Origin of the sequence: Pseudomonas sp. LD120, from assembly GCF_009861525.1 — a bacterium.
Classification (GTDB): domain Bacteria; phylum Pseudomonadota; class Gammaproteobacteria; order Pseudomonadales; family Pseudomonadaceae; genus Aquipseudomonas.
On sequence record NZ_WVHL01000005.1, the window covers coordinates 312,014 to 334,517 of the forward strand.

Sequence of the window (22,504 nt, forward strand, 5' to 3'; positions counted from 1 at the left end):
CATGGATATTCTGATTCCCGGCTTTGACATCCAGGGCGAGATTGGCGAAGGCGCCATGGCCAGTGTGTACCTGGCGACCCAGCGCTCGTTGGAACGCAAGGTGGCGCTCAAGGTCATGGCCGCGGCGCTGGCCGCCGACCCGAGCTTTTGTGAACGCTTCTTGCGTGAGGGCAAGACCCTGGCGCGCCTGTCGCACCCACACACGGTGACCATCCACGACATCGGCAATGTCGGTGAGCTGTACTACATGGCCATGGAGTACCTGCCCAACGGCACGCTGAAAGAGCGCATCGCCGCTGGACTGACCCCGCAGCAGGGCCTGACCTACATCCGCCAGATCGCCTCGGCCCTGGGCTATGCCCACGCCCAGGGGCTGGTGCACCGTGATGTGAAGCCGGCCAACATCCTGTTCCGCGCCGATGGCACGGCGGTGCTCTCGGACTTCGGCATCGCCAAGTCGCTGGACGACCGCACCCAGTTCACCCAGGCCGGTTTCGCCGTGGGCACACCCAGCTACATGAGCCCTGAACAGGCCCGTGGCCAGGAGATCGATGGGCGTGCCGACCTCTACGCCCTGGGCGTGGTGCTGTATGAGATCCTCGTCGGCGAGCTGCCGTACAACGGCACCGATGCGCTGTCCACGGCCCTGGCCCACCTCACCGAACCGCTGCCGGAGCTGCCGCTGCACCACGGGCGCTACCAGCACATTCTGCTCAAGCTGCTGGCCAAGGACCCGGCCCAGCGTTACCCGGACGCCGCTGCGTTGCTGGCGGCCCTGGATCACCTGCCGCCGGAGACGGCCGAGGTCGAGGCGACGCTGATCCAGCCGTTGCCGCTGCCCCCTCAGGCCGTGCCCGTGGGCAACGACCTGGGCGGGTTGACCCCGGTGTCGATCGAAATTCCGCAACAGGCGCCGCAACCAGAAGCGCCGGCGCATCACGCCTCGCCGAAGGCGCCGCCGCAGCCTGTCCGCCAGGAACCGCCATCGCGCTCCGCCCCGCCCTCGGCGGGTAGCGCGCCTTCCGAGCAGCGCCGTGGGCCGGTGCTGGCCCTGGCCGGGGTGGCCGTGGCGGTGGCCCTGGCGGTGGCCGGCGGCGGTTACTGGTGGTTGTCCGGCGATAGCCCGGCGCCGCCGAGCGCTTCGGCTGCCAGCTCCACGCCCACGGTGGCGCCAGTGCATCAAGCCGTTGCCGCCGATGTCGATGGCGGCCAGCGGCCGCTGCTGATGCCGGGCAAGAAGACCCTGTTCCAGCGGGTGCTGAGCAAGCCGGGGGCGAGTTTCTCCAGTGCCCCAGGTGCCGCTCCGGACCAGGCGGTGCCGGCGTTTTCGGTGCTGTATGTGTACCAGCGCAAAACCCTCGACGGCCGCGCCTGGCTGCGCCTGGGCGCCGCCAGTGATGGCCGCAGCGCCGGCTGGCTGCCGGCCGAACAGGTCAGCGACTGGAAGCAGAGCCTGGTGCTGAAATTCACCGAGCGTTCCGGGCGTGCGCCGGTGATGTTCGTGCGCCAGGCCAGCGAGCTGGAGCGCCTGCTGGCGGACCCGGCGGCGGCCAAGAACCTGTTGCTCCGGGCGCAGAAGAACCCCCAGGACGAGCAGCAGGTGCTGGCCCTGGAGCCCAATGCCAGCGCGGTGCCTCAGGATCAGTTCTACCTGCTGCCGATCTTCGACTCCAAAGAGAGCTTCGACGAGAACGGCCAGCCGGTGCAGTTACTCAATGTCGCCTCGATCGATCCGGGCAACAGCCCGCAGAGCATCAGCGACAGCAGCGGCAAGTCCCTGCCGGCGAACAGCCCGCCGGCCGCCGCCGATGCTTTCCGTACGGCGGTGGTGCTGGTGGTGGACACCTCGGTGTCGATGCAGCCGTACATCGATCAAGTGCGCGAGGTGGTCCGCGAACTGCAAAGCAAGATTGCCGAGCGTGGCGAACTGGACAGCGTCAGCTTCGGTCTGGTGGGTTTTCGCAACAGCACCCGCAAGACTCCGGGCCTGGAGTACGTGACCAAGACCCTGGTCACCCTGGATCAGGGCCGCGACCCCCAGCGCTTCCAGGAACTGATGAGTCAGGTCAAGGCCACCAGCGTGTCCAGTCATTCGTTCAACGAAGATGCCTTCGCCGGGGTGATGCAGGCGGTGGAAGGCATGGACTGGAAGGGCTACGGCGGGCGTTTGATTCTGCTGGTCAGCGATGCCGGAGCCTTGCGCAAGAACGACCCCTACAGCGGCTCTCAGATGAATGAGGCCGAAGTGCGTCAGGCGGCCCTGGGCAAGCAGATCAAGATCTACGCCCTGCACCTGCGCACCGCCGCCGGCAAGAACAACCATGCCCAGGCCGAAACCCAGTACCGGGTGCTGACCGCCGATGCCAACCCGAAGATCGGTGATCTGTATATCCCGGTGCCCGGTGGCGACGTACGCAAGTTCGGTGAGCGCGTCGATGAGATCGGTACGGTGTTCGCCGACCTGGTGCATCAGGTGCGCAGCAACCAGAACCAGGCGGTGCCGCTGCTGGCGGCGGCGCCGAGCATCGCGCAAAAATCCGCGGCCATCGGCTACGCCATGCACATGGACTTTCTCGGTCGCAAGGCCGCCAGCCAGGCGCCGCAACTGGTCAGCGCCTGGACCGCCGACCGCGACCTGACCAACCCGGCGCTGCCGGCGTTCCAGGTCTGCGTGATGCTGACCAAGCTGCAACTCAACGACTTGCAACAGTCGCTGAAACTGATCGTCGACGCGGCACGTAAGACCCAGACCTCGCCCAAGGATTTCTTCCAGGAAATCGCCAGCGCCAGCGCCTACATGAGCCGCGATCCTTCGGCCCTGCGCAAGGGCGGCAATCTGGCTGATGGCGGCGTGCTGGGGGAATACCTGGAAGGGCTGCCGTATCGCAGCAAGTCGCTGAGCATGACTCAGGATTTGTGGCTGTCGCTGAGTGTGGCCGAACAGGAAGACTTCATCGACGAGCTGGATTCGAAGATCCGTCTCTATGAAACCTTCCACAACGACCTGGCCAACTGGGTGCGCTTCGGCGACGCCGAGCCTGGGGATGCGCTGTATCGCGTGCCGTTGTCGACGCTGCCGTGATGCTCAACCTGACGGATGTGCGCAAGAGCCGCGGCGAGGGACGCCAGCGCTACAGCCTGGTGATTCCCCGGCTGCAGTTGCGCGCCGGCGATCAACTGGCGGTGGTCGGTCCCAGCGGCTGCGGCAAAAGCACTTTGCTCGACCTGCTGGCGCTGGTGCTGGCCCCGGATTCGGCGGCGCGCTTCGAATTCGCCCCGACCAATGACGTGGTCGACATCACCGGGATCTGGCGCGTGGCGGGCCACAGCGCCTTGGCGCAACTGCGCAGCCAGCACCTGGGGTACGTGCCGCAGACCGGCGGGTTGCTGGGGTTTCTCGATGTGCGCGGCAACATCAGCCTGCCCCGGCGGTTGCTCGGGCTGGCCGACGAGGGCATTCCCCGACGCTTGGCCGAGCGTCTGGAAATTGCCGATCAACTGCGCAAGAAGCCTGCGGCACTGTCGGTAGGCCAACGTCAGCGGGTCAGTTGCGCCCGGGCCCTGGCCCATGCTCCGCGGCTGCTGTTGGCGGACGAGCCGACGGCCGCCCTGGACCCGCTGAATGCCCAGCGGGTGATGCAATTGCTGGTGCAGCAGGCAAGGGAGCAGCGCCTGTGCTGTGTGGTGGCGACCCACGATGAAGCCCTGGCCCGGGCCAATGGCTTGCAGGTGCGGCGCATTGCCTGCCAGCGCGACGCCGATGGCGGGGTCACCGCGACGCTGGGAGAGGCCTGCTGATGCGTGCGTCCCTGACCGCTGCGCTGGCCTGGCAGGACTACCGCGCCGACAGCTGGCTGTCTGCGTGTTCGGTGTTGGCCCTGGTGGCGGTGATCGCGCCGCTGCTGGTGCTGTTTGGGCTCAAGTTCGGCCTGGTCAGCAGCCTCACCGAGCGTCTGGAGAAGGACCCGGCGGTGCGCGAGATCATTCCTTTGGGCGGCGGGCGTTTCAACGCTGATTTCATCGCCCAGTTAGGGCAGCGCCCGGACGTCGCGTTTGCCTTGCCCAGAACGCGGCAGATCGCCGCGACGGCGCAGCTGTCACGGGGCGAAGGCGAGGCCGGGGTGACTGTGGAGATGTTGCCGACGGCGGCGTCCGATCCGTTGCTCGGGCGCTTGCCGGTGCCCCGTGGCATGAATCGCGTAGTGCTCAGTCGCACCGCCGCCGAGAAGCTTGGCGCCGAGCCCGGAGACTGGTTGCAGGCCAGTTTTGGCCGGCAAGTGGCGGGGCGCAGCGAAGTGCAGCGCACGCGGGTCTTGGTCGAGGGGGTATTGCCGGTGCAAGCCTTCGCCCGGGATGCCTTGTTCGCCCCGCTGGTGTTGCTGGAGGCTGCCGAGGATTACCGCGACGGCCGTGCGGTGGCGGCCTTGGGCTGGCTGGGCGAGGCGCCGGCTGTATCGCGGCAGCGGATTTATCCGGCGTTTCGCCTGTATGCCCGCAACCTGGATGACGTCGAGCCGTTGCGCCGCTATTTCGCCGAGCGTGGCCTGCTGGTGTCGACCCAGGCCCAGAGCATTGCCCAGGTGCAGTCCTTGAGCCGCAACCTGTCGATCATTTTCTGGGTGATCGCTGGACTGGCGTTGGCGGGGGCTTTCGCGGCGATCTTCGCCGGGGCCCTGGCGGCGGTGGAGCGCAAGCGTCGGGAGTTGGCGGTGCTGCGCCTGCTGGGGTTTTCCACTGCGGCGCTGTTGCTGTTCGTGGTCGCCCAGGCGCTGTACAGCGCCGGTTTCGCCGCGCTGTTGAGTGTCGCCCTGTATGGCCTGGCCGAGGCTGGGCTGAACCAACTGTTCATGCAGGTGCCGGGCGAGTACGCCAGTCATCTGCTGCCGGTCCATTACGGGCTGGCCCTCTTGGCGACGCTGGGCGTCAGCACTCTGGCCGCTGGGCTGGGGGGCTGGCGAGTGTCGCGCATTGAAGCGTGTGAAGGAATTCGCGATGTATAAGTTGATCGGCGTTGTGTTGGCCATGACCCTGGCTGGCGCGGTGTGGGCCGAAGAGGCCAGCAACAAGATGGACAACCCCAAGCCATTGCCGGATGACGTCAGTCTGCCGCTGCCCTGCGAAGGCGAGATGGTCTTCCGCTACGTCTATGTGCTGGCCCAAGGCGCCCTGGACGACCGCGAGGTGAACCTCGGCTACCCCTTTAGCGAAGGCGAAAGCGGCTATAAGCAGTCGTTCATCTCCGGCTATCGCCGGGACTACATCAATGGCCAGTTCACCCTCAAGGACCTGCCTCGCAGCTGGGTCAAGACCATTGGCCCGGGCTTGCCGAAAGCGGGCGCCGAGGTGCCGCTCAAGCCGATGCTGTACTTCATTGGCAAGTACGAAGTCACCGCCCGCCAGTACGCCCAGGTCATGGCTCAGGCGCAATCCTTGGCCAGCGGTGAGCCGGCTCCGGCCTGTGAGGTGCCCGAAGGCATGCAGGGGCGTTTGCCCAAGGTCAAGCTGTCGCGTTTCGAGGCCGAACGCTTTGCCGCGGTCTACAGCGCCTGGCTGATGAAGAATCACCGCGACCTGCTGCCGGTCAGCGGCCGTGGCACTTCGGCGCAAGACGGCGGCCTGGGCTTTGTCCGTCTGCCCACCGAAGTCGAGTGGGAATACGCCGCCCGGGGTGGCCAGGCGGTGAGCCGCCAGGACCTCGAAGGGCGTTTGTTCCCGAGGCGCCTGGAGGGCAGTGAAAGCGACGGCCCGCTGGCGGACTGGGCGGTGTTCAACCAGGTGGCCGGCGGCACCGGCCAGGCTGCGCGGTTGATGCCCATTGGCACCAAACTGCCCAACCCCATCGGCATGTTCGACGTGATTGGCAACGCCGCGGAGATGGTCCAGGAGTCGTTCCAGCTGGTGCATTCCGGACGACGCCAAGGCACCTACGGCGGCTTTGTGGTCAAGGGCGGCAACTACCTGGAAGGCGAAGGCACGCTATTCACCGGGATGCGTCGCGAGTACCCGCTGTTTGGCGCCGATGGCACTGAGCAGAGCAACGAAACCACCGGTTTTCGAGTGGCCATCGGCGCCCTGGCGGCGCCGCGTTCACGTTACAAGGAACTGTTCGCGCAATGGCAGAAGGAGGGTCGCCTGGCCTCTCTGACCGACGCCATCGACGACGCCCAGGAGCCCACCAAGCGCCTTGACAGCATCATCGCCGCCAGCCTTGATCCACGCTTGCAGGCGGAGCTGGGACTGGTCAACGAAGAGCTCAAGCGCAACGTTTCGCTGATTGCCCAACAGCGTGAGGAAGCGGCCGGCAACTTGATCCAGTCCGCGGCCCTGGTGGCCGAGACCATCAACAACTACAACATCCGCCTGACCAACTTGAAGAAGAGTCAGCAGCAGGCCATTGCGGCCAAGGATGAACCCAGCGCCCAACTGTTCGCCGAAGCCATCAAGAATGGTCGCAGCGCGCTGGATGGGGCGGTGGCGATTTACATCGACAACCTGGCCACGGGCACCCGTTACACCGACGCGGTGATCCAGGCGCAGTTTCAACGAATCAAGGAAGAGCTCAATCGCAAGCCGGTGCTCGGCAAGAGCCTGGTGACGCGCGCTACGTTATTCGTCCGTCATGTCGGCAATTATCGCCAGAAACGGCGAGCCGATCCGGCGACGATTTTGAAGGAGCTGCTCGCATCGGCCGGTCAGAAGTCATGATCGGGCGCTATCTGTCGAGCCTGGAGGAGCTTGGGCGACGTTGTGTCGTACCGAGTGGGTCAAACTTAATCGAGATCACGAACATGCTTTTTTCCCGCAAGCCACTTTTTTCAACATCCAAGCGTCACCTGCTGTTGGTTGCCGCCGGGTTCAGCACCGTATTGACCGGTTGCGCGACCTCACCGGTGTCCAAGGTTGCCTCGACCACCAAGGTCGAGTACTACCCGAGCTGTTACGAGCCGGTACAGCACCTGCGCGCCACTGATTCGGACATGACCAGGTCGGTGGTCACCGGTGCTGCCCTGGGCGCCGCCGGTGGTGCGTTGCTCGGCGCCCTGACCGGCGACTCCGACAAGCGCGGCCGCAATGCCGCCATCGGTGCTGCGGGCGGTGCCCTGGCCGGTGGCGCCGCCGGTTATTACACCGAGCGCCAGAAGCAAATCGCCGACGACAACCTGCGCATTGCGTCCTACGCCACCGACGTCAACAAAAGCGTGGCTGACATCGATCGCAGCACCGCTTATGCCCGTGCTTCGCAGACCTGCTACCAGCGCGCGTTCGACAGCCTGATCAGCGCCCGCAAGGCCAACAGCATCAACGACGTGGAAGGGCGCAAGCGCTTGGCGGAAATCGTCAGTGGCTTGAAAGAGTCCAATGACCTGATCGCCGCCGTGAACGGTCGCGCCAGCGAAGACCTGAGCAAGTACAGCCAAGCCTACGAGCAGGACCTGCAGCAAGTGGGCGTGCAGCGTACCGACGTGGTGAAAGTCGCCACCGCCGACACCACCCCGGTGACCACCGGCAAGGGCAAGAAGAAGGTCAGGGCGGCGAAGAAGCCTGCACTGCCCGCAGTGCCCAAGGAAGCCGTAGCCACCGAGAAGTCGATGCAAAAAGCCAAGGCCAAGCAAGCTGAGAGCACTCAGGTGGCCAGCAGTGGTCAGACTCAGGTCAACAGCATGTGCAAGAACCCCGACCTGGGTGACTGGGCTCCGGTGCCTTGCCCTAACGTCTGAGTCAGTCATTGTCTGACAAGATGTCGCGATAAGCGTTGAACGCCAGTCGATCTTCGAGTAATCGAGCAGATCGACTGGCGCTCTTCGAGTTACGGGTTAAACTGCGCCGGCCATCCAATAATTCCACTGAGGCGCGGTGCATGAAATTTCGTTTTCTTCTTTGGGTGCTTGGCCTGTTGATGGGCAAAGCCAGCCGCAATAATCCTGCTTTTCAGCAACAGTTGGGCGATAAGGAGCTGGTGTTTCAGCTGCAGACGCTCGATGGCAAGGTTGCTCGTCATTTCTTCGTCAAAGACCAGCGTGTCACCAGCCGTTCGGGTTTCTATCCCGAGCCGGCGTTCGCCATTGCCTTCAAGGATGCCGCTTATGGCTTTGCCACGATGCAGGCGAAGAACAAGCAGTTGGCATTCATGACCGGTATTCAGGACAAATCGATCCAGATCAAGGGCAACCCGGCGTTGGTGATCTGGTTCCAGGGCCTGACCAAGTATCTGAAACCGAAGAAGGCCAAGCCCAAGGCTTGAGGGTGGGAGTTCGCCGGCAAGCCGATTCCTGCAAGCGCCCTGTAGGAGCCGGCTTGCCGGCGAATGGGGTCAGGCCTGGCTGAACTGCGAAGCCAGTTCCCGCAGCAGCACTTCCGCTTCCAGCACTTTGCTCACCACGTCTTCGGCTTTGTCGCGGCTCAGGTCCAGTCGCTCGAACAGGGCGTCGGGGATTTCTTCGTGGGGGCCGGAGCCGATGCCACGGCTGCGCAGCAGGCGCACCGCCAGGCACACCAGATTCGGGTACTCGGCGTAGGCCGCGTCGTAGCTTGGGTCGTGCTGGAAGCGCAGCGCCGTGGACAGTTCGTCCGGCATGTCCCAGTAACGCATCAGCCACGCGCCGATCTGTTCGCGGCTGATGCCCAGCAGGTGTTGTTCGATATAGCTGTGGCACAGGTGCGGGTTGACCTCCAGGTGCCGGCAGATCAGCGAGAAGTGTGGCGGGAACACGTGGGCCAGCAGCAGGTAGCCGAAGCTGTGCAGCAGACCGGCGAGGTAGGTCAGGCCAGCTTCCGGACGCTGGGCCCGAGGCATGGCACGGGTCAGGCCTTCGATCACCGCCGCGGTGTAGATCGATTGATGCCAGTACGGCGTGGCGTGCTGCGGCTGGTCCTTGGGCAGGCTCAGGGTCTTGCCCAGAGCCAGTCCCAGCGCCAGATTGATCACCAGATCGAAGCCCAGCACGCGGACGATGGCATCCTCTACCGAGCGGATCTTGCCTGGCGATGCGTAGTACGGCGAGGCCGCCCAACTGACCACTTGCGCGGCCAGGGCCGGGTCGGTTTCCACCACACCGGTGATGTCGTCAATGGTGGCGTTGGGGTCGACCCGCAGCTTGATGATCTTCTGCGCGGTTTCCGCCAGTGGTGGGATCTCGATGGTGGCTTCCAGGCGCTGCTGAATGCGTCGCGCGGTGAAGGCCTGCATCGCCTGGGAGATTTCCTCACGGTCGTCGTCGGGGCGATCGAGGTTGGGGCGGATGCTGCTCAAGGGCTCGCCGAAGTGACCGGCGCTGGCTTTGTTGAGCATGCTCTTGAAGTCTTCGCGGGCGATTTCCAGCAGCACCCCGGGCTCGCCGGAGTGGATCAGCAAGCTCGGTTCGAGCAACAGGCTTTCTTCATACAGGCAGGGCGAACTGGTCAACGCCGGCAGGCCGGGCAGCAAGCTCAAGCTGTGTTTGCCGAGCATGCGCTCCAGGCGTTCGGTGGAGACGGCCGTCAGGCGTCGGCCGGTGAGTTCGGCGAGGCGGTTGAGGTCGAGCAACTGGCTCTGCGGGAACAGCACCATCAGTGCGCCGACGGCGTCGTCCAGCAACACCGCCTGGACCTTGCGCGCCGCCGACAAGCCTGCCTGATCGGCGACTTCGGTGTAGCTGATGGCCAACTTGCCGAGCAGCAACCGGATGACAGACGGAGCGTGTGGGGTTGCAGCGGCGAGGGCAACTTCGGTCATGGCCAGGTGTCCATTTTTTCTACAATTTGTCGAGTATAACCAGCTTGGTTATGGCGATGGTTCATTAACTGAGTACGGGTTCACACTTGGCCGTATTGCTGGCCGTGACGCAGCCAGCGCTCCAGCAAGGGGCTCACGTGGTCCGGCCAGCGCTCCAGCAGGGCCTGGGCAGCATCCCGTACCGCCGGCAGCAGATCGGCGTCACGCATCAGGTCGGCGACCTTGAATTGCAACAGGCCGGTCTGGCGGGTGCCGAGCATTTCTCCGGGGCCACGCAGCTCCAGGTCTTTCTCGGCAATGACGAAACCGTCGTTGGTCTCGCGCATGATGCCCAGTCGCTGACGACCGATCTGTGAAAGCGGCGGATGGTAGAGCAATACGCAGTGGCTGGCGGCGCTGCCGCGCCCGACCCGCCCGCGCAGTTGGTGCAGTTGAGCCAGGCCCAGGCGCTCCGGGTTCTCGATGATCATCAAGCTGGCATTGGGCACGTCGACCCCGACTTCAATCACCGTGGTGGCCACCAGCAGTTGCAGGTGGCCGGCCTTGAACTCGGCCATGACCGCGGCTTTCTCTGCCGGTTTCATGCGGCCGTGGATCAGCCCCACCCGCAGTTCACCCAGGGCGCTGGAGAGGTCTTCGAAGGTGGTTTCGGCGGCCTGGCAGGTCAGTTCTTCGGACTCCTCGATCAGGGTGCAGACCCAGTAGGCCTGGCGCCCCTCGGCACAGGCGGCGCGTACCCGTTCGATCACCTCGACGCGACGGCTGTCGGTGACCAGCACGGTGTTCACCGGGGTCCGGCCAGGCGGCAGTTCGTCGAGGATCGAGGTGTCCAGGTCGGCGTAGGCGCTCATGGCCAGGGTGCGTGGAATCGGCGTAGCGGTCATGATCAGTTGGTGCGGGCAAAGGCGTCCGCCCACGCCTTTCTGGCGCAGGGCCAGGCGTTGTTGCACGCCGAAGCGGTGTTGTTCGTCGATGATCACCAGGGCCAGGTTCTTGAAGCGTACTTCGTCCTGGAACAACGCATGGGTGCCCACCACCATCGGTGCTCCGGCGGCGATCTGTTCCAGGGCCGCGGCGCGGTTCTTGCCCTTGAGCTTGCCCGCCAGCCAGGCGACTTCCAGGCCCAGCGGTTCAAGCCAGCGCTTGAAGGTGACGAAGTGCTGCTCGGCGAGAATTTCTGTGGGCGCCATCAATGCCACTTGGTAACCGGCTTCCAGCGCTTGCAGGGCGGCGAGGGCGGCGACCACGGTCTTGCCGGCGCCAACGTCGCCCTGGATCAGGCGCAGCATGGGTTCGGGCTGGCTCAGGTCGTAGGCGATTTCGTTGCCGACGCGTTGCTGCGCGCCGGTGGGCGCGAAGCCGAGGTTTTTCAGGTACTTGGCCGGTAGCTTCTTGGCCAGTGGCAGCACCGGGGCGCGCTGGGAGCGTAGGCTGTCGCGCAGGCGTTGCTGGGACAACTGGTGGGTCAGCAGTTCCTCGAACGCCAGGCGATGCTGGGCCCAGTGGTGACCCAGGGCCAGTTCGTCGACATCAGCATCCGCGGGTGGGTGGTGCAGGTAGCGGATCGCATCGTCCAGGGGCGCCAGTTGATAGTCCCGGGCCAACTCGTCCGGCAGCCAGTCGGGCAGGCTGCGGGGGCCGAGCAGGGCCAGGCTCTGCTGGCACAACAGGCGCAGGCGCTGCTGGGTCAGGCCTTCGGTGAGGGGGTAGATCGGGGTCAGGGTCTGGTCCACCGGCGGTGGTTCGTCGCCACTGATGGCGCGGTATTCCGGGTGGTAGATTTCCAGGCCCGAGGCCCCGGGCCGGGCTTCGCCGTAGCAGCGCACGCGGGTGCCGCGTTTCAGGCCGTCTTTTTGCGCATTGCTGAAATGGTAGAAACGCAGGCTCAGGCCGCCCGTGCCGTCTTGCAGGCGTACCAGCAGGCTGCGGCGCTTGCCCATGACCACGTCGGCGCCGCTGACGGTGCCTTCGATCACCGCGTCCTGGCCCGGGCGCAGGGCACCGATCGGCACCACACGGGTGCGATCCTGATAACGCAGGGGCAGGTGAAACAGTACGTCCTGGAGGTTCTCCAGGCCGACCTTGGCCAGCTTCTCGGCCATGGCGTCGCCGACGCCCTTGAGTGCCGTGACCGACACTTTCGACAACTCAGTCATGACGATCGCTTAACTGGCGGCGGGCGGCTTGGCCACCGAACACAGGCGGATCGAGTCGGCGAGGATCTCGATGGCCTTGGGCCGCGGAAAACTCGCACGCCAGGCGATGGCGACGGTGCGAAACGGCACCGGCGGGGTCAATGGGCGGACTTCGATCACGCCGGGGGCGTAGTGATGGCTGTCTACCGCCGACAGCGGCAGGATCGAGATGCCCAGGCCGGAAGCGACCATGTGGCGGATGGTTTCCAGGGAGCTGGATTCCACGGTGGTGTGCTTGGCGCCGTCATTGCCCTTGGTCAGGGTCGGGCAGGCTTCCAGTACCTGGTCGCGGAAGCAGTGGCCTTCGCCCAGCAGCAACAGGCTCTTGTCGTTGAGCAGGCTGGCGTCGATGGTTTCTTTCTTGGTCCAGGAATGGTCGCTGGGCATCAGCACGTAGAAGGGTTCGTCGTACAGCGGCAGGGTGAGCACGTCGGCTTCATTGAACGGCAGGGCGATGATGATCGCGTCCAGCTCGCCGTTGCGCAGTTTGTCGCGCAGTACGTGAGTGAAGTTTTCTTCTATATATAGCGGCATCTGCGGGGCCACCCGGTGCAGCTGCGGAATCAGGTGTGGAAACAGGTACGGACCAACGGTGTAGATGGCGCCGACCTTGAGTGGTGCGGTCAGCTGGTTCTTGCCGGCCTGGGCCAGTTCGCGGATGCCTTGGGCCTGTTCCAGGACCTTCTGCGCCTGGGCGACGATGGTTTCACCCACCGGGGTCAGGCGTACTGCGCTCTTGCTGCGCTCGAAAATCAGCACACCGAGTTCGTCTTCAAGCTTCTTCACGCCAACCGAAAGGGTGGGCTGGCTGACATGGCAACGCTCGGCGGCATGGCCGAAGTGCTGCTCTTGGGCGAGGGTAACGATGTAGCGTAATTCTGTGAGAGTCATAGCAGGCGTCCATGAGGTTGCGGCCAAGCATAACGGCTGCAATCGATAGACGCACGTTATCAGACCGAAGGTGGAGCACGACACCGGGCGATGCTTGTCTGTGGCTGCAAAAACGCCAGGGGCACCTTGCCGGTGCCCCTGCGTCAGTCAGCGTCGGCCGCGGCTTCTGTCGATCTGGTAGTTGAAGGGAGCGGTGATTTCCACTGTGCCATTGGTGAGCATGTCGGCCGGTGGCTTGGGCAGTTGTCGCGCGCGTCGGATCATGTCCAGGGTGGCCCGGTCCAGATCGGCATTGCCCGAGCGGTTGATCAGTTCGTAGGACAGCACCTTGCCTTCGGCATCCACGATGAAGCGTAGCGAGTTGGTGCCTTCCTTGCCTCGACGCTGGGCTTCACTCGGATAGCGCTTGTACTTGGCCAGGTGCGCCTGCACGAGTCCTTGCCAGTTGGCCTTGGCCGCAGCCTGGGCCGGTGACGGGCCTGCGGTTGCCGGCGCCGGTTGCGTGGATGGCGTCGGTGTTGCCGGGGCGTCGCTGGGTTTTTCCTCGGAAGGTTTTTCCTTGGGTGGCTCAGGCTTGACCACGGGCTTTGGTGGTTGTGGCTTGGGCTTCTGCTTGGCCGGCTTGGGCACCGAAATAGTCGGCTTCGGCGCTTCGGCCAGTTTTGGCAGCGGCAGTTCTTCCACTGGCGCCGGCGGTTGCGGCGGCGCCACCACTTTCGGTGGTGCCGGTGGCGGCGGCACAGGGGCAGGCGCCAGTTCCACCACCATGGCTTGGGGAGGAATGGGCATCGGCTGTGGTCTGGACCAGTTGAGGGCGAGCAGGATCGCCACCGCATGGACACCCAGCACCACGGCCAGGCTACCGCTGTAACGCGTCAGTCTTTGGCGCGTCGTGATCATTTCTTGGCTGCCGTCTCAAGTCCGACCAGGCCGACTTTCAGGTAGCCAGCGGCCCGCAGGGTGTCCATCACACTCATCAGGTCGCCGTAGTCCACGCCTTTATCAGCCTGGAAGAAAATCGTCGTGTCTTTCTTGCCTTGGGTCCGGGCGTCGAGGATGGCGCCGAGGGTTTCGGCCTTGACTTCATCTTCACCGAGAAACAGCCGCTGATCAGCCTTGACGCTGAGGAACACAGGCTTTTCTGGGCGCGGTGCCGGCTTGGCGCTGGAGGCGGGCAGGTCGACCTTGATGTCCACGGTGGCCAGAGGCGCGGCCACCATGAAGATGATCAATAGCACCAGCATCACGTCGATAAACGGCGTGACGTTGATTTCGTGGTTTTCGGCCAGGTCGTCGCCTGCGCCTTCTTTCAAATGCAAGCCCATGGCTGATTACCCCACTTTCACCATGTGCGGTTGTGCGGAGCGCTCGGCCGGCTGATGATCCAGGTCGCGGCTGACCAGCAGCAGGACCTCTGCCGAAGCATCGGCCACCTGGGCGCGGTAGCCGGTGATGGAGCGGGCGAAGACGTTGTAGATCACCACTGCGGGGATCGCTGCAACCAGGCCCAGCGCGGTGGCCAGCAGGGCTTCGGCGATGCCCGGGGCTACCACGGCGAGGTTGGTGGTCTGGGTTTTGGCGATGCCGATGAAGCTGTTCATGATGCCCCATACGGTACCGAACAGGCCGACGAAAGGAGCGGTGGAGCCGATAGTGGCCAGTACCCCGGTGCCGCTGCTCATGTTGCGACCGCAGGCCGCGACCAGGCGTTCGAGGCGGAAGCTGACGCGTTCCTTGATGCCTTCTTTCTCACGGCTGTTGGCCGACAGGCGCATTTCTTCCAGAGCGTCGTGAACCAGCAGGTGGGCAAGGGTGCCCTCTTTGGCGGCGCTGGCACTGGCTTCCTTGAGGGTGGTGGCCTTCTTCAGTGCGGCAATCTCACTGCGCAGGCGACGCTTGGCGCCCAGCAGTTCGAAGCCTTTGGCGATCCAGATAGTCCAGGTGATGATCGAGGCGATGGCCAGACCGATCATCACCAGTTTTACGATGATGTCGGCGTTTTGGTACATGCCCCAAGGCGACAGGTCGTGGGCCATGCCCAGAGAGTTGTCGGCTTCAAGGACTTCGGGAGTGTCCAGAGCTGCTGCCGATGATTCTTCAGCCTGAGCAGGATCGCCGGCCTCTGGGGTTGCCACGGGGGAGGCTGGGTCGGTTGCCGCCTGCTCGGGTGCCGGGGCGCTAGCCGCGGGCGCGGTGGTGGCTGGTTGTTGGTCGGCAAAGGCCAGGGTCGGTGCCAGCAGCAGGCTGCACAGCAGCGCTGCAACCGCGCTCATGGCGCGCAGCGGGCTCGGGCGTTTGGTTGGCGAGGCGGAGAGTTGAATGCTTGTCATGCTGGCCGGACCTGAGAGGAGGAAAAGGTGAAATGTCCTTCTAGGCCTCGTGGGGCCGAGAACAAATGGGCGGTTATTATTGCAATTAATTCTTGTTAACAAAAGTAATACAGTAACTATTTTTCGTTGATTGCTAGCCGTTCGTCCAATGTCGAGGCTAGTCTTGGCCTTTCTGAAAGGAGTTTTCTGATGTCCTCCCCCTCTGTTTTGATTGCCGGTTGCGGTGATGTTGGCAGTCGCTTGGCGACTCAACTGCTGGCTGAGCAATGGCAGGTCTACGGTCTGCGCCGTAATGTTTCGCGCCTGCCTCAGGGCGTGATCGGTATCGCTGGCGATCTGTTCAGCGAACAGTGCCCTGCGGGCTGGCCCGAAGCAGCGGTGGATTACTTGGTGTATTGCGCTGCTGCCACCGAACATGACGAGGCGGGTTACCGAGCGGCTTATGTCGAAGGGCTGCAACATGTGCTGGCTTGGCTCAAGCAGCGTCATCAGCGGCCCAAGCGTCTGTTGTTTGTATCCAGCAGCGGCGTTTACGGGCAAAAAGGCGGTGAGTGGGTCGACGAGCACTCACCGGCCGAGGCTTCTGGTTACTCCGGGCGGTTGATGCTGGAAGCGGAGCAGGTGGCATTGGACAGCGGAATTCCCGCTTGCCGTGTGCGTCTCACTGGGATCTACGGTCCGGGACGTGAGTGGTTGCTGACCCAGGTACGTCGGGGTTATCGCGTGGCAACTGATCCGCCGTTATACGGCAACCGCATTCATGCCGACGATGCGGCGGGGTTGTTGGCATTCCTGCTCAAGGCCGATCACGGCGGTGCCGCCTTGGACGACTGCTATATCGGCGTGGACGACGCCCCAGCGCCCCTGGCGGAGGTGGTGGACTGGCTGCGCGAGTACTTGGGCGTGACTGAGTGGGACGATGATGCGAGCGTTCGCCGCACGGGCAGCAAGCGCTGCAGCAATGCCCGGGCCCGAGCGTTGGGCTGGGCGCCGCGTTACCTGAGTTATCGCGAGGGGTATGCGGCGATTCTGGAAGGGCGGAGCTGAGAGGTAGCCACTGTGGCAGTGGCTACAGCGGTTTTATTGCTTTTCCAGTTGCCACTGCTGGTTGCCAGGTGCCAGGGAAGGTACTTCATCGGCCAGTGAGGTGTTCACTGCCTGGTAGATTTCCAACTGGTGATCCTTGCGTACGAAGATCCAGGAGTGCCCCTGGCCATTGAGCTGCAGCCAGATGCTGTCATTGCCGTCGCTCATGGAGGCGCAATCGCCAGCCAGGCACAGGGCGTAGCGATCAGCCCCGGGCAGTCCCTGCACGGCCCCGTCAGCCATGAATTGCACGCTGTTGCCCAGCCCTGGTCCGCGGACAATCTTCCAGCCGCCGCCCAGGTAGGCCGAGTACAAGGCGCGCTCGAAGTTGGCGCCCAAGGGGGCACCTTCAGGCGCTGGGTCCTTGGGGCGCTCGAACACCTGCTCGGGTTCGTTGTCGTTGGCCACTTGCAGCAGTTGCTGAGCGTTGCGCTTGAGTTCGGTGGCGGCGCTGCCATAGAACTCGACTTTCGTGGTGCTGGAGCCGTCGTCGAGGATCTTGCCTTCGACGGTTTCGAATCCGTTGGTGTAGCGCGCCTGGCCAGCCTTGGTGTTGAGTTCCCACTCCAGGTTTGGGCCGTAAGCCTGGAGTGCTTCACGCAAAGGCCCACCTTTGGAGGCTGCGTCTATCGCTACCTGATTGATCCAGATGCCGCCAACGTCGTTTTTGGCGGGGTCGCTGGCACAACCGCCGAGCAACATGGCGAGCAGCGAAACAGCTAGCGCTTGGCGCATGACGAAATCCTTTCAGAACGAAAACGGCGCAGCTTGAACCGCTGCGCCGCGGGTATTACTCGATGACCAGAATGGCATCCATTTCAACCTGTGCGCCCTTTGGCAGGGCGGCAACGCCGATAGCGGCACGTGCAGGGTAGGGCTGTTCGAAGTACTTGCCCATGATCTCGTTGACCTTGGCGAAGTGGCTCAGGTCAGTCAGGAAGATGTTCAGCTTGACGATGTCCTTGAACGAACCGCCAGCGGCTTCGGCGACCGACTTGAGGTTCTCGAACACCTGGACGGTTTGGGCTTCGAAGCCTTCCACCAGCTCCATGGTTTTTGGGTCGAGAGGGATTTGCCCCGACATGTAGACGGTGTTGCCAGCCTTGATCGCCTGGGAGTAAGTGCCGATGGCGGCAGGGGCTTTGTCGCTGGTGATAACAGTCTTGGTCATGAATGACTCCTTGTAATGGACGGGCTACGCACGCATGCGGGTGATGCGGATGACCCCGGTCAGGGCGCGCAGTTTCTTGATCACGCGGGCCAGGTGCACGCGGTCGTGCACGCTGACCACCAGTTGGACCACGCTGATGCGACCATCGCGTTCGTCCATGCTGATTTTCTCTATGTTGCCGTCGGCGGCGTTGACGCTGCTGGCCAGCAGCGCGATCAGGCCGCGTTGGTGTTCCAGCTCGACGCGCAGTTCGACGTTGAATTCGCCGGTGACATCCTTGGCCCATGACAGCTGGATGCATTTTTCCGGGTTGTGGCGGATTTCGCTGATATTGCGGCAGTTGTCCAGGTGCACCACCATCCCTTTGCCGGCCGAGAGATGGCCGACGATCGGATCGCCAGGGATCGGTGTGCAGCACTTGGCGTAGCTCAGTACCAGGCCTTCGGTGCCGCGGATCGCCAGCGGGCCTTCCGGGCTTGGCAGCTGTTCGCCTTCGCCCAGCAGGCGCCGGGCCACGACGTAGGCCATGCGGTTGCCCAGGCCGATGTCTTCCAGCAGGTCTTCGATCAGTTCCAGGCGGTACTCCTGAAGAATCGCCTGAATGCGTTCCGCCGGGATTTTTTCCAGGGCGCTGTCGAAGCCGTTGAGCACCTTGTTCAGCAAGCGTTCGCCAAGGCTGATGGATTCGGAGCGGCGTTGCAGCTTGAGGGCGTGCCGAATATGGGTGCGGGCCTTGCCGGTGACCACGAAGTTGAGCCAGGCCGGGTTCGGCCGCGCGCCCGGAGCGCTGACGATTTCCACGGTGGAGCCGCTTTGTAGCGGTTCTGACAAGGGCGCCAGGCGGCGATTGATCCGGCAGGCGATGCAACTGTTGCCCACGTCGGTGTGCACCGCGTAGGCGAAGTCCACGGCAGTGGAGCCTTTGGGCAGCTCCATGATCCGGCCTTTGGGCGTGAATACGTAGACCTCGTCCGGGAACAGGTCGATCTTCACGCTTTCGATGAATTCCAGGGAGTTGCCAGCGCGTTGCTGCATTTCCAGCACGCCCTTGACCCATTGCCGGGCGCGAGCGTGAGTGCCTTTGGGCTGTTCGTCGCCGCTGGACTTATACAGCCAGTGGGCGGCGATGCCGTTGTTGGCCATCTCTTCCATTTCCCGGGTACGGATCTGGATCTCGATCGGTACCCCGTGCATACCGAACAGCGTGGTATGCAGCGATTGATAGCCGTTGGCCTTGGGGATGGCGATGTAGTCCTTGAAGCGTCCCGGCAGTGGTTTGTACAGATTATGTACAGCGCCGAGCACGCGATAGCAGGTGTCTACCTTGTCGACGATGATGCGGAACGCATAGACGTCCATGATCTCGTTGAAGGCCCGGCGCTTGCCGCGCATCTTCTTGTAGATGCCGTAGAGGTGCTTCTGGCGACCGCTGACCTCGCCCTGGATGCCGTCGATGGCCAGGCAATGGCTGAGGGATTCTTCAATCTTGTTGACGATTTCCTTGCGGTTGCCTCGGGCGCGTTTGACTGCCTGGTAGATCCGCGCGGAACGCATCGGGTGCATCGCCTTGAAGCCCAGGTCTTCGAATTCGATGCGGATGCTGTGCATGCCCAGGCGATTGGCGATGGGGGCGTAGATCTCCAGGGTTTCCTTGGCGATCCGCCGACGTTTTTCGCCGGACAGCACTTCCAGGGTGCGCATGTTGTGCAGGCGGTCGGCCAGCTTGACCAGGATCACGCGGATGTCGCGGGCCATGGCCATGGCCATTTTCTGGAAGTTTTCCGCTTGGGCTTCGGCTTTGGTCTCGAAGTTCATCTGGGTCAGTTTGCTGACCCCGTCGACCAGTTCGGCCACGGTTTCACCAAACTGCGCACAGAGCGCTTCCTTGGCGATGCCGGTGTCTTCGATCACGTCATGCAGCATCGCGGCCATCAGGCTTTGATGGTCCATGTGCATGTCGGCAAGAATGTTCGCTACCGCGAGTGGGTGCGTGACGTACGCCTCGCCGCTGCGACGGCGTTGACCGTCATGGGCTTGTTCGGCGTAGAAATACGCTCGGCGGACCAGATTGACCTGGTCCGTGCCGAGGTAGGTCGATAAGCGATCGGCGAGGGCGTCTATGCTCGGCATGATGTCTCCTGCCGTAAGCTGTGATCCCGCGCCGTGCTACGTCGACCAGGCATGGGCTCAGACAGCCTCGTTGGACTCGTCCTCGAATGCGGCAAAAAGCGGTTCGTCTTCAACGATTTCGGCTTCCGCGATAGCTGCGTAGTCGATCAGGCCTTCAGCGATTTCACGCAGGGCAACGACGGTAGGTTTGTCGTTTTCCCATGCTACTTTCGGCTCTTTGCCGCCAGTTGCCAGTTGACGGGCACGCTTGGTAGAGAGCATGACCAGCTCAAAGCGGTTATCCACGTGTTCTAGACAGTCTTCAACGGTTACGCGGGCCATGGTCTTCCTCGTAGCAAATGCAATATGCGCGTTGCCCGGATGGGCGAGCGGACTCAACAGTTTAAAAAATCACCAGCGTTTAGGGAAGCGCTGATTTTTTAACCAAGCTCTTCAACACGCTACAAGCGCCAATGTAAAGCGCTTGCAGCGGTTTTGGGAAGCGCTGTTTTAACCCAGCAATTCAGCGAGTAATTTGCCGAAGCGTTGCTGTTGACGTTTCTGCTGCAACTGGCTGGAGCGGAAAATCGCTTTCAGATCGTCCAGTGCGTGGGCGAAATCATCGTTGATGATCAGGTAGTCGTAGTCGACGTAGTGGCTCATTTCACTGACGGCTTCGCGCATGCGCCCTTCGATGATCTCGTCGCTGTCTTGCCCGCGATTGGTCAGGCGCTGGTGCAAGGCTTGCAAGGATGGCGGCAGGATGAAGATCGAACGCGCCTGGGGCATCAGCTTGCGCACCTGCTCGGCACCTTGCCAGTCGATTTCCAGGATCAGATCGTGGCCTTCGTCCAGGGTCTGTTGCAGATGGCTTTGTGAGGTGCCGTAGAGGTTGCCGAACACTTCGGCACGCTCGAGAAAGTCCCCATGTTCGATCATCTTCACGAACTCGCTGCGTTCGACGAAGTGGTAGTTCACCCCGTTCACTTCACCTGGACGCATGGCGCGGGTGGTGTGGGAGATCGAGACGCGGATTTCCGGGTTGGCGTCGGTCAGGGCCTTGACCAGGCTGCTCTTGCCCGCGCCCGACGGGGCGGAAATGATGTATAGGGTGCCGGTGCTGTGGGTCATTTCAGTTGCCTTACTCAATGTTTTGCACTTGTTCGCGCATCTGCTCGATCAACACCTTGAGGTTGACTGCGGCCTGTGTGCTGCGCGGGTCGAAGGCCTTGGAGCCCAGTGTGTTGGCTTCGCGGTTGAGCTCCTGCATCAGGAAGTCCAGGCGCCGACCGGCGGCACCACCGGACTTGAGCACGCGGCGCACTTCGATGATGTGAGTGTTCAGGCGATCCAGTTCTTCGGCGACATCGCTCTTCTGCGCCAGCAGGACCATCTCTTGCTCCAGGCGGGTAGGGTCCAGCTCGGCCTGCATGTCGGCGAAGCGGTCGAGGACTTTCTGGCGTTGAGTCGCGAGCATCTGTGGCACCAGCTCGCGCAAGGTGGCTACGTCTTCCTCTATCGAGGACAGGCGCTCGTTGATCAGCCTGGCCAGCTCGGCACCTTCGCGCTCGCGGCCACTCTTCAGCTCCTTGAGGCACAGCTTGAACAGGCTCAGGGCATCGTTATTCAACGCTTGCGGGTCAGTAGCGTCCGCTACCAGAACCCCTGGCCAGGCCAAGACTTCCAGCGGGTTCAGTGCTGCTGGCTGTTTGATCAGGCTGGCGACAGACTCGGCAGCGGCGACCAGTTGTGCAGCGCGTTCGCGGTCGACCTGCAGTGGCTTGCCTGTGGTTTCTTCGTTGAAGCGCAAGGTGCATTCGACCTTGCCGCGAGACAATCCTTGGCGCAAGGCCTCGCGGATCGCGCCTTCGAGGTCGCGAAAGGCTTCTGGTAAACGTAGGTGCGGCTCCAGGTAACGGCTGTTGACCGAGCGCAGTTCCCAGCTCAGGGTGCCCTGAGCGCCGGCTCGTTCGACCCGGGCGAAGGCGGTCATGCTGTGCACCATGGAGGTCCCTCCGATTCAGTGCCAGCGCTCACCAAGGGTGGGTGAAGCGGGCCTGATTGTGATGAATTAAAGCCGACAGGCTACGAAGGCGCAGGATTGTAGCGCAGTGCGGTCTGAGGCCCCAAACACTGGTGCGGGCGATGGGCTGCAGATCGTCATAATAGGAACGATCTGACGTGTGAATCTGCCTTCGGCCGTTTTAGGCGTGCCCTGGCGCGGTTACGGGCTTTATAATGCCCGGCAGTTTTCCGTCCTCGTACAGGTATTTCCCTATGAAACGTCCAAGTGGTCGCGCTGCCGATCAGCTCCGCTCGATCCGCATTACCCGCAACTACACCAAACACGCCGAGGGATCTGTACTGGTCGAGTTTGGTGATACCAAAGTGATCTGCACAGTCAGCGTTGAGAACGGCGTACCGCGTTTTCTTAAAGGTCAGGGCCAGGGCTGGCTGACCGCCGAGTACGGCATGCTGCCGCGGGCCACTGGCGAGCGTAACCAGCGTGAAGCCAGTCGTGGCAAGCAAGGCGGCCGGACCCTGGAGATCCAACGCCTGATTGGTCGTTCGCTGCGCGCCGCATTGGATATGTCCAAGCTGGGTGACGTCACCTTGTACGTCGATTGCGACGTGATCCAGGCTGATGGCGGTACCCGTACTGCGTCGATCACCGGTGCCATGGTGGCCCTGGTTGATGCCTTGAAGGTGATCAAGAAGCGTGGCGGCCTGAAAGGCGGCGATCCGCTCAAGCAGATGATTGCCGCGGTGTCCGTGGGCATGTATCAGGGTGAGCCGGTTCTGGATCTGGATTACCTGGAAGACTCGGCGGCCGAGACTGACCTCAATGTGGTAATGACCAGTAACGGCGGTTTCATCGAAGTGCAGGGCACCGCCGAAGGCGCGCCGTTCCAGCCGACTGAACTGAATGCAATGCTGGCTTTGGCTCAGCAAGGCATGAACGAAATCTTCCAACTGCAGCAGGCGGCGCTCGCTGATTGATAGGCGTGTC

Annotated in this window: 20 protein-coding genes; 8 read left to right on the top strand and 12 right to left on the bottom strand. The window is 63.1% G+C overall.

Translation table 11 applies throughout. The annotated features are described in order from the left end of the window. Window position 1: 1 nt before the first annotated feature. The 6 genes from PLD_RS15715 to PLD_RS15740 all read left to right on the top strand — a co-directional run bounded on the left by PLD_RS15715 (window position 2) and on the right by PLD_RS15740 (window position 8,242). Window positions 2-3,082: a serine/threonine-protein kinase gene (locus tag PLD_RS15715; protein ID WP_159894240.1), complete on the top strand. Its 3,081-nt coding sequence runs from the start codon at window positions 2-4 to the stop codon at window positions 3,080-3,082. Then, complete coding sequence (locus tag PLD_RS15720) at window positions 3,082-3,798, top strand: ABC transporter ATP-binding protein (protein WP_159894242.1); 717 nt, start codon at window positions 3,082-3,084, stop codon at window positions 3,796-3,798. The genes PLD_RS15715 and PLD_RS15720 overlap by 1 nt, the downstream gene beginning before the upstream one ends. Next, complete coding sequence (locus PLD_RS15725) at window positions 3,798-5,000, top strand: FtsX-like permease family protein (RefSeq protein ID WP_159894244.1); 1,203 nt, start codon at window positions 3,798-3,800, stop codon at window positions 4,998-5,000. The genes PLD_RS15720 and PLD_RS15725 overlap by 1 nt, the downstream gene beginning before the upstream one ends. Before the next feature lie 22 nt (window positions 5,001-5,022). Further along, entirely contained in the window at window positions 5,023-6,705 is a 1,683-nt protein-coding gene (locus PLD_RS15730) for a formylglycine-generating enzyme family protein (RefSeq protein WP_371929086.1), read from the top strand. A gap of 83 nt (window positions 6,706-6,788) precedes the next feature. Continuing rightward, window positions 6,789-7,718, top strand: a complete 930-nt coding sequence (tagQ, locus tag PLD_RS15735; RefSeq protein ID WP_159894248.1) for a type VI secretion system-associated lipoprotein TagQ — start codon at window positions 6,789-6,791, stop codon at window positions 7,716-7,718. A 140-nt stretch (window positions 7,719-7,858) separates the two neighbouring features. Next, window positions 7,859-8,242 carry a helicase gene (locus PLD_RS15740; RefSeq protein ID WP_102862277.1) on the top strand — a complete coding sequence of 128 codons (384 nt, stop codon included), beginning with the start codon at window positions 7,859-7,861 and terminating at the stop codon, window positions 8,240-8,242. Window positions 8,243-8,311: 69 nt separating this feature from the next. Here PLD_RS15740 and PLD_RS15745 read toward each other — a convergent pair whose 3' ends face one another. The 6 genes from PLD_RS15745 to exbB form a co-directional block, all read right to left on the bottom strand. Further along, entirely contained in the window at window positions 8,312-9,712 is a 1,401-nt protein-coding gene (locus PLD_RS15745) for an aminoacyl-tRNA deacylase and HDOD domain-containing protein (protein ID WP_159894250.1), read from the bottom strand. Window positions 9,713-9,792: 80 nt separating this feature from the next. Next, complete coding sequence (gene recG / locus PLD_RS15750; RefSeq protein ID WP_159894252.1) at window positions 9,793-11,868, bottom strand: ATP-dependent DNA helicase RecG; 2,076 nt, start codon at window positions 11,866-11,868, stop codon at window positions 9,793-9,795. A 9-nt stretch (window positions 11,869-11,877) separates the two neighbouring features. Next, on the bottom strand, window positions 11,878-12,798 hold the full coding sequence (locus PLD_RS15755; RefSeq protein WP_092317638.1) for a hydrogen peroxide-inducible genes activator: 921 nt from the start codon (window positions 12,796-12,798) through the stop codon (window positions 11,878-11,880). Between the two features lie 147 nt (window positions 12,799-12,945). Then, entirely contained in the window at window positions 12,946-13,698 is a 753-nt protein-coding gene (locus PLD_RS15760) for an energy transducer TonB (protein WP_159894254.1), read from the bottom strand. Beyond that, window positions 13,695-14,123, bottom strand: a complete 429-nt coding sequence (gene exbD / locus PLD_RS15765; RefSeq protein WP_102862272.1) for a TonB system transport protein ExbD — start codon at window positions 14,121-14,123, stop codon at window positions 13,695-13,697. Before exbD ends, PLD_RS15760 begins: the two co-directional genes overlap by 4 nt. A 6-nt stretch (window positions 14,124-14,129) precedes the next feature. After that, window positions 14,130-15,128, bottom strand: a complete 999-nt coding sequence (gene exbB / locus PLD_RS15770; RefSeq protein ID WP_159894256.1) for a tonB-system energizer ExbB — start codon at window positions 15,126-15,128, stop codon at window positions 14,130-14,132. A 189-nt stretch (window positions 15,129-15,317) separates the two neighbouring features. Here exbB and PLD_RS15775 point away from each other — a divergent pair, with 189 nt between their 5' ends. Next, the gene (locus tag PLD_RS15775; RefSeq protein ID WP_159894258.1) at window positions 15,318-16,175 is read left to right on the top strand and encodes an SDR family oxidoreductase; all 858 of its coding nucleotides are present in this window, start codon (window positions 15,318-15,320) and stop codon (window positions 16,173-16,175) included. A 33-nt stretch (window positions 16,176-16,208) separates the two neighbouring features. Here PLD_RS15775 and PLD_RS15780 read toward each other — a convergent pair whose 3' ends face one another. The 6 genes from PLD_RS15780 to PLD_RS15805 form a co-directional block, all read right to left on the bottom strand. Beyond that, window positions 16,209-16,949 (bottom strand): hypothetical protein, encoded by a 741-nt coding sequence (locus tag PLD_RS15780; RefSeq protein WP_159894260.1) that lies wholly within the window; start codon window positions 16,947-16,949, stop codon window positions 16,209-16,211. Between the two features lie 55 nt (window positions 16,950-17,004). After that, a complete protein-coding gene (locus tag PLD_RS15785) occupies window positions 17,005-17,385 on the bottom strand; it encodes a RidA family protein (RefSeq protein ID WP_003176922.1) in 381 nt (126 codons plus the stop codon). Window positions 17,386-17,409: 24 nt separating this feature from the next. Next, the gene (spoT, locus tag PLD_RS15790; RefSeq protein ID WP_159894262.1) at window positions 17,410-19,515 is read right to left on the bottom strand and encodes a bifunctional GTP diphosphokinase/guanosine-3',5'-bis pyrophosphate 3'-pyrophosphohydrolase; all 2,106 of its coding nucleotides are present in this window, start codon (window positions 19,513-19,515) and stop codon (window positions 17,410-17,412) included. A gap of 57 nt (window positions 19,516-19,572) precedes the next feature. Continuing rightward, window positions 19,573-19,836 (bottom strand): DNA-directed RNA polymerase subunit omega, encoded by a 264-nt coding sequence (gene rpoZ, locus PLD_RS15795; RefSeq protein WP_007921129.1) that lies wholly within the window; start codon window positions 19,834-19,836, stop codon window positions 19,573-19,575. Window positions 19,837-20,004: 168 nt separating this feature from the next. Further along, window positions 20,005-20,625 (bottom strand): guanylate kinase, encoded by a 621-nt coding sequence (gmk, locus tag PLD_RS15800; protein ID WP_159894264.1) that lies wholly within the window; start codon window positions 20,623-20,625, stop codon window positions 20,005-20,007. A 10-nt stretch (window positions 20,626-20,635) separates the two neighbouring features. Then, window positions 20,636-21,499, bottom strand: coding sequence for a YicC/YloC family endoribonuclease (locus tag PLD_RS15805; protein WP_159894266.1), 864 nt, complete (start codon window positions 21,497-21,499; stop codon window positions 20,636-20,638). A gap of 272 nt (window positions 21,500-21,771) precedes the next feature. Between PLD_RS15805 and rph the strand changes: the two genes are divergently transcribed. Then, window positions 21,772-22,494 carry a ribonuclease PH gene (rph, locus tag PLD_RS15810; RefSeq protein WP_159894268.1) on the top strand — a complete coding sequence of 241 codons (723 nt, stop codon included), beginning with the start codon at window positions 21,772-21,774 and terminating at the stop codon, window positions 22,492-22,494. Window positions 22,495-22,504: the final 10 nt, after the last annotated feature.

Coding starts and splice junctions, on each gene's coding strand:
- PLD_RS15720 (WP_159894242.1), top strand. CDS start 3,082: ATGCTCAACCTGACGGATGTGCGCAAGAGCCGCGGCGAGGGACGCCAG.
- PLD_RS15760 (WP_159894254.1), bottom strand. CDS start 13,698: ATGATCACGACGCGCCAAAGACTGACGCGTTACAGCGGTAGCCTGGCC.
- PLD_RS15775 (WP_159894258.1), top strand. CDS start 15,318: ATGTCCTCCCCCTCTGTTTTGATTGCCGGTTGCGGTGATGTTGGCAGT.
- PLD_RS15805 (WP_159894266.1), bottom strand. CDS start 21,499: ATGGTGCACAGCATGACCGCCTTCGCCCGGGTCGAACGAGCCGGCGCT.
- rph (WP_159894268.1), top strand. CDS start 21,772: ATGAAACGTCCAAGTGGTCGCGCTGCCGATCAGCTCCGCTCGATCCGC.
- PLD_RS15780 (WP_159894260.1), bottom strand. CDS start 16,949: ATGCGCCAAGCGCTAGCTGTTTCGCTGCTCGCCATGTTGCTCGGCGGT.
- recG (WP_159894252.1), bottom strand. CDS start 11,868: ATGACTGAGTTGTCGAAAGTGTCGGTCACGGCACTCAAGGGCGTCGGC.
- gmk (WP_159894264.1), bottom strand. CDS start 20,625: ATGACCCACAGCACCGGCACCCTATACATCATTTCCGCCCCGTCGGGC.
- tagQ (WP_159894248.1), top strand. CDS start 6,789: ATGCTTTTTTCCCGCAAGCCACTTTTTTCAACATCCAAGCGTCACCTG.
- rpoZ (WP_007921129.1), bottom strand. CDS start 19,836: ATGGCCCGCGTAACCGTTGAAGACTGTCTAGAACACGTGGATAACCGC.
- PLD_RS15740 (WP_102862277.1), top strand. CDS start 7,859: ATGAAATTTCGTTTTCTTCTTTGGGTGCTTGGCCTGTTGATGGGCAAA.
- PLD_RS15745 (WP_159894250.1), bottom strand. CDS start 9,712: ATGACCGAAGTTGCCCTCGCCGCTGCAACCCCACACGCTCCGTCTGTC.
- PLD_RS15725 (WP_159894244.1), top strand. CDS start 3,798: ATGCGTGCGTCCCTGACCGCTGCGCTGGCCTGGCAGGACTACCGCGCC.
- spoT (WP_159894262.1), bottom strand. CDS start 19,515: ATGCCGAGCATAGACGCCCTCGCCGATCGCTTATCGACCTACCTCGGC.
- PLD_RS15730 (WP_371929086.1), top strand. CDS start 5,023: ATGACCCTGGCTGGCGCGGTGTGGGCCGAAGAGGCCAGCAACAAGATG.
- PLD_RS15785 (WP_003176922.1), bottom strand. CDS start 17,385: ATGACCAAGACTGTTATCACCAGCGACAAAGCCCCTGCCGCCATCGGC.
- exbB (WP_159894256.1), bottom strand. CDS start 15,128: ATGACAAGCATTCAACTCTCCGCCTCGCCAACCAAACGCCCGAGCCCG.
- PLD_RS15755 (WP_092317638.1), bottom strand. CDS start 12,798: ATGACTCTCACAGAATTACGCTACATCGTTACCCTCGCCCAAGAGCAG.
- PLD_RS15715 (WP_159894240.1), top strand. CDS start 2: ATGGATATTCTGATTCCCGGCTTTGACATCCAGGGCGAGATTGGCGAA.
- exbD (WP_102862272.1), bottom strand. CDS start 14,123: ATGGGCTTGCATTTGAAAGAAGGCGCAGGCGACGACCTGGCCGAAAAC.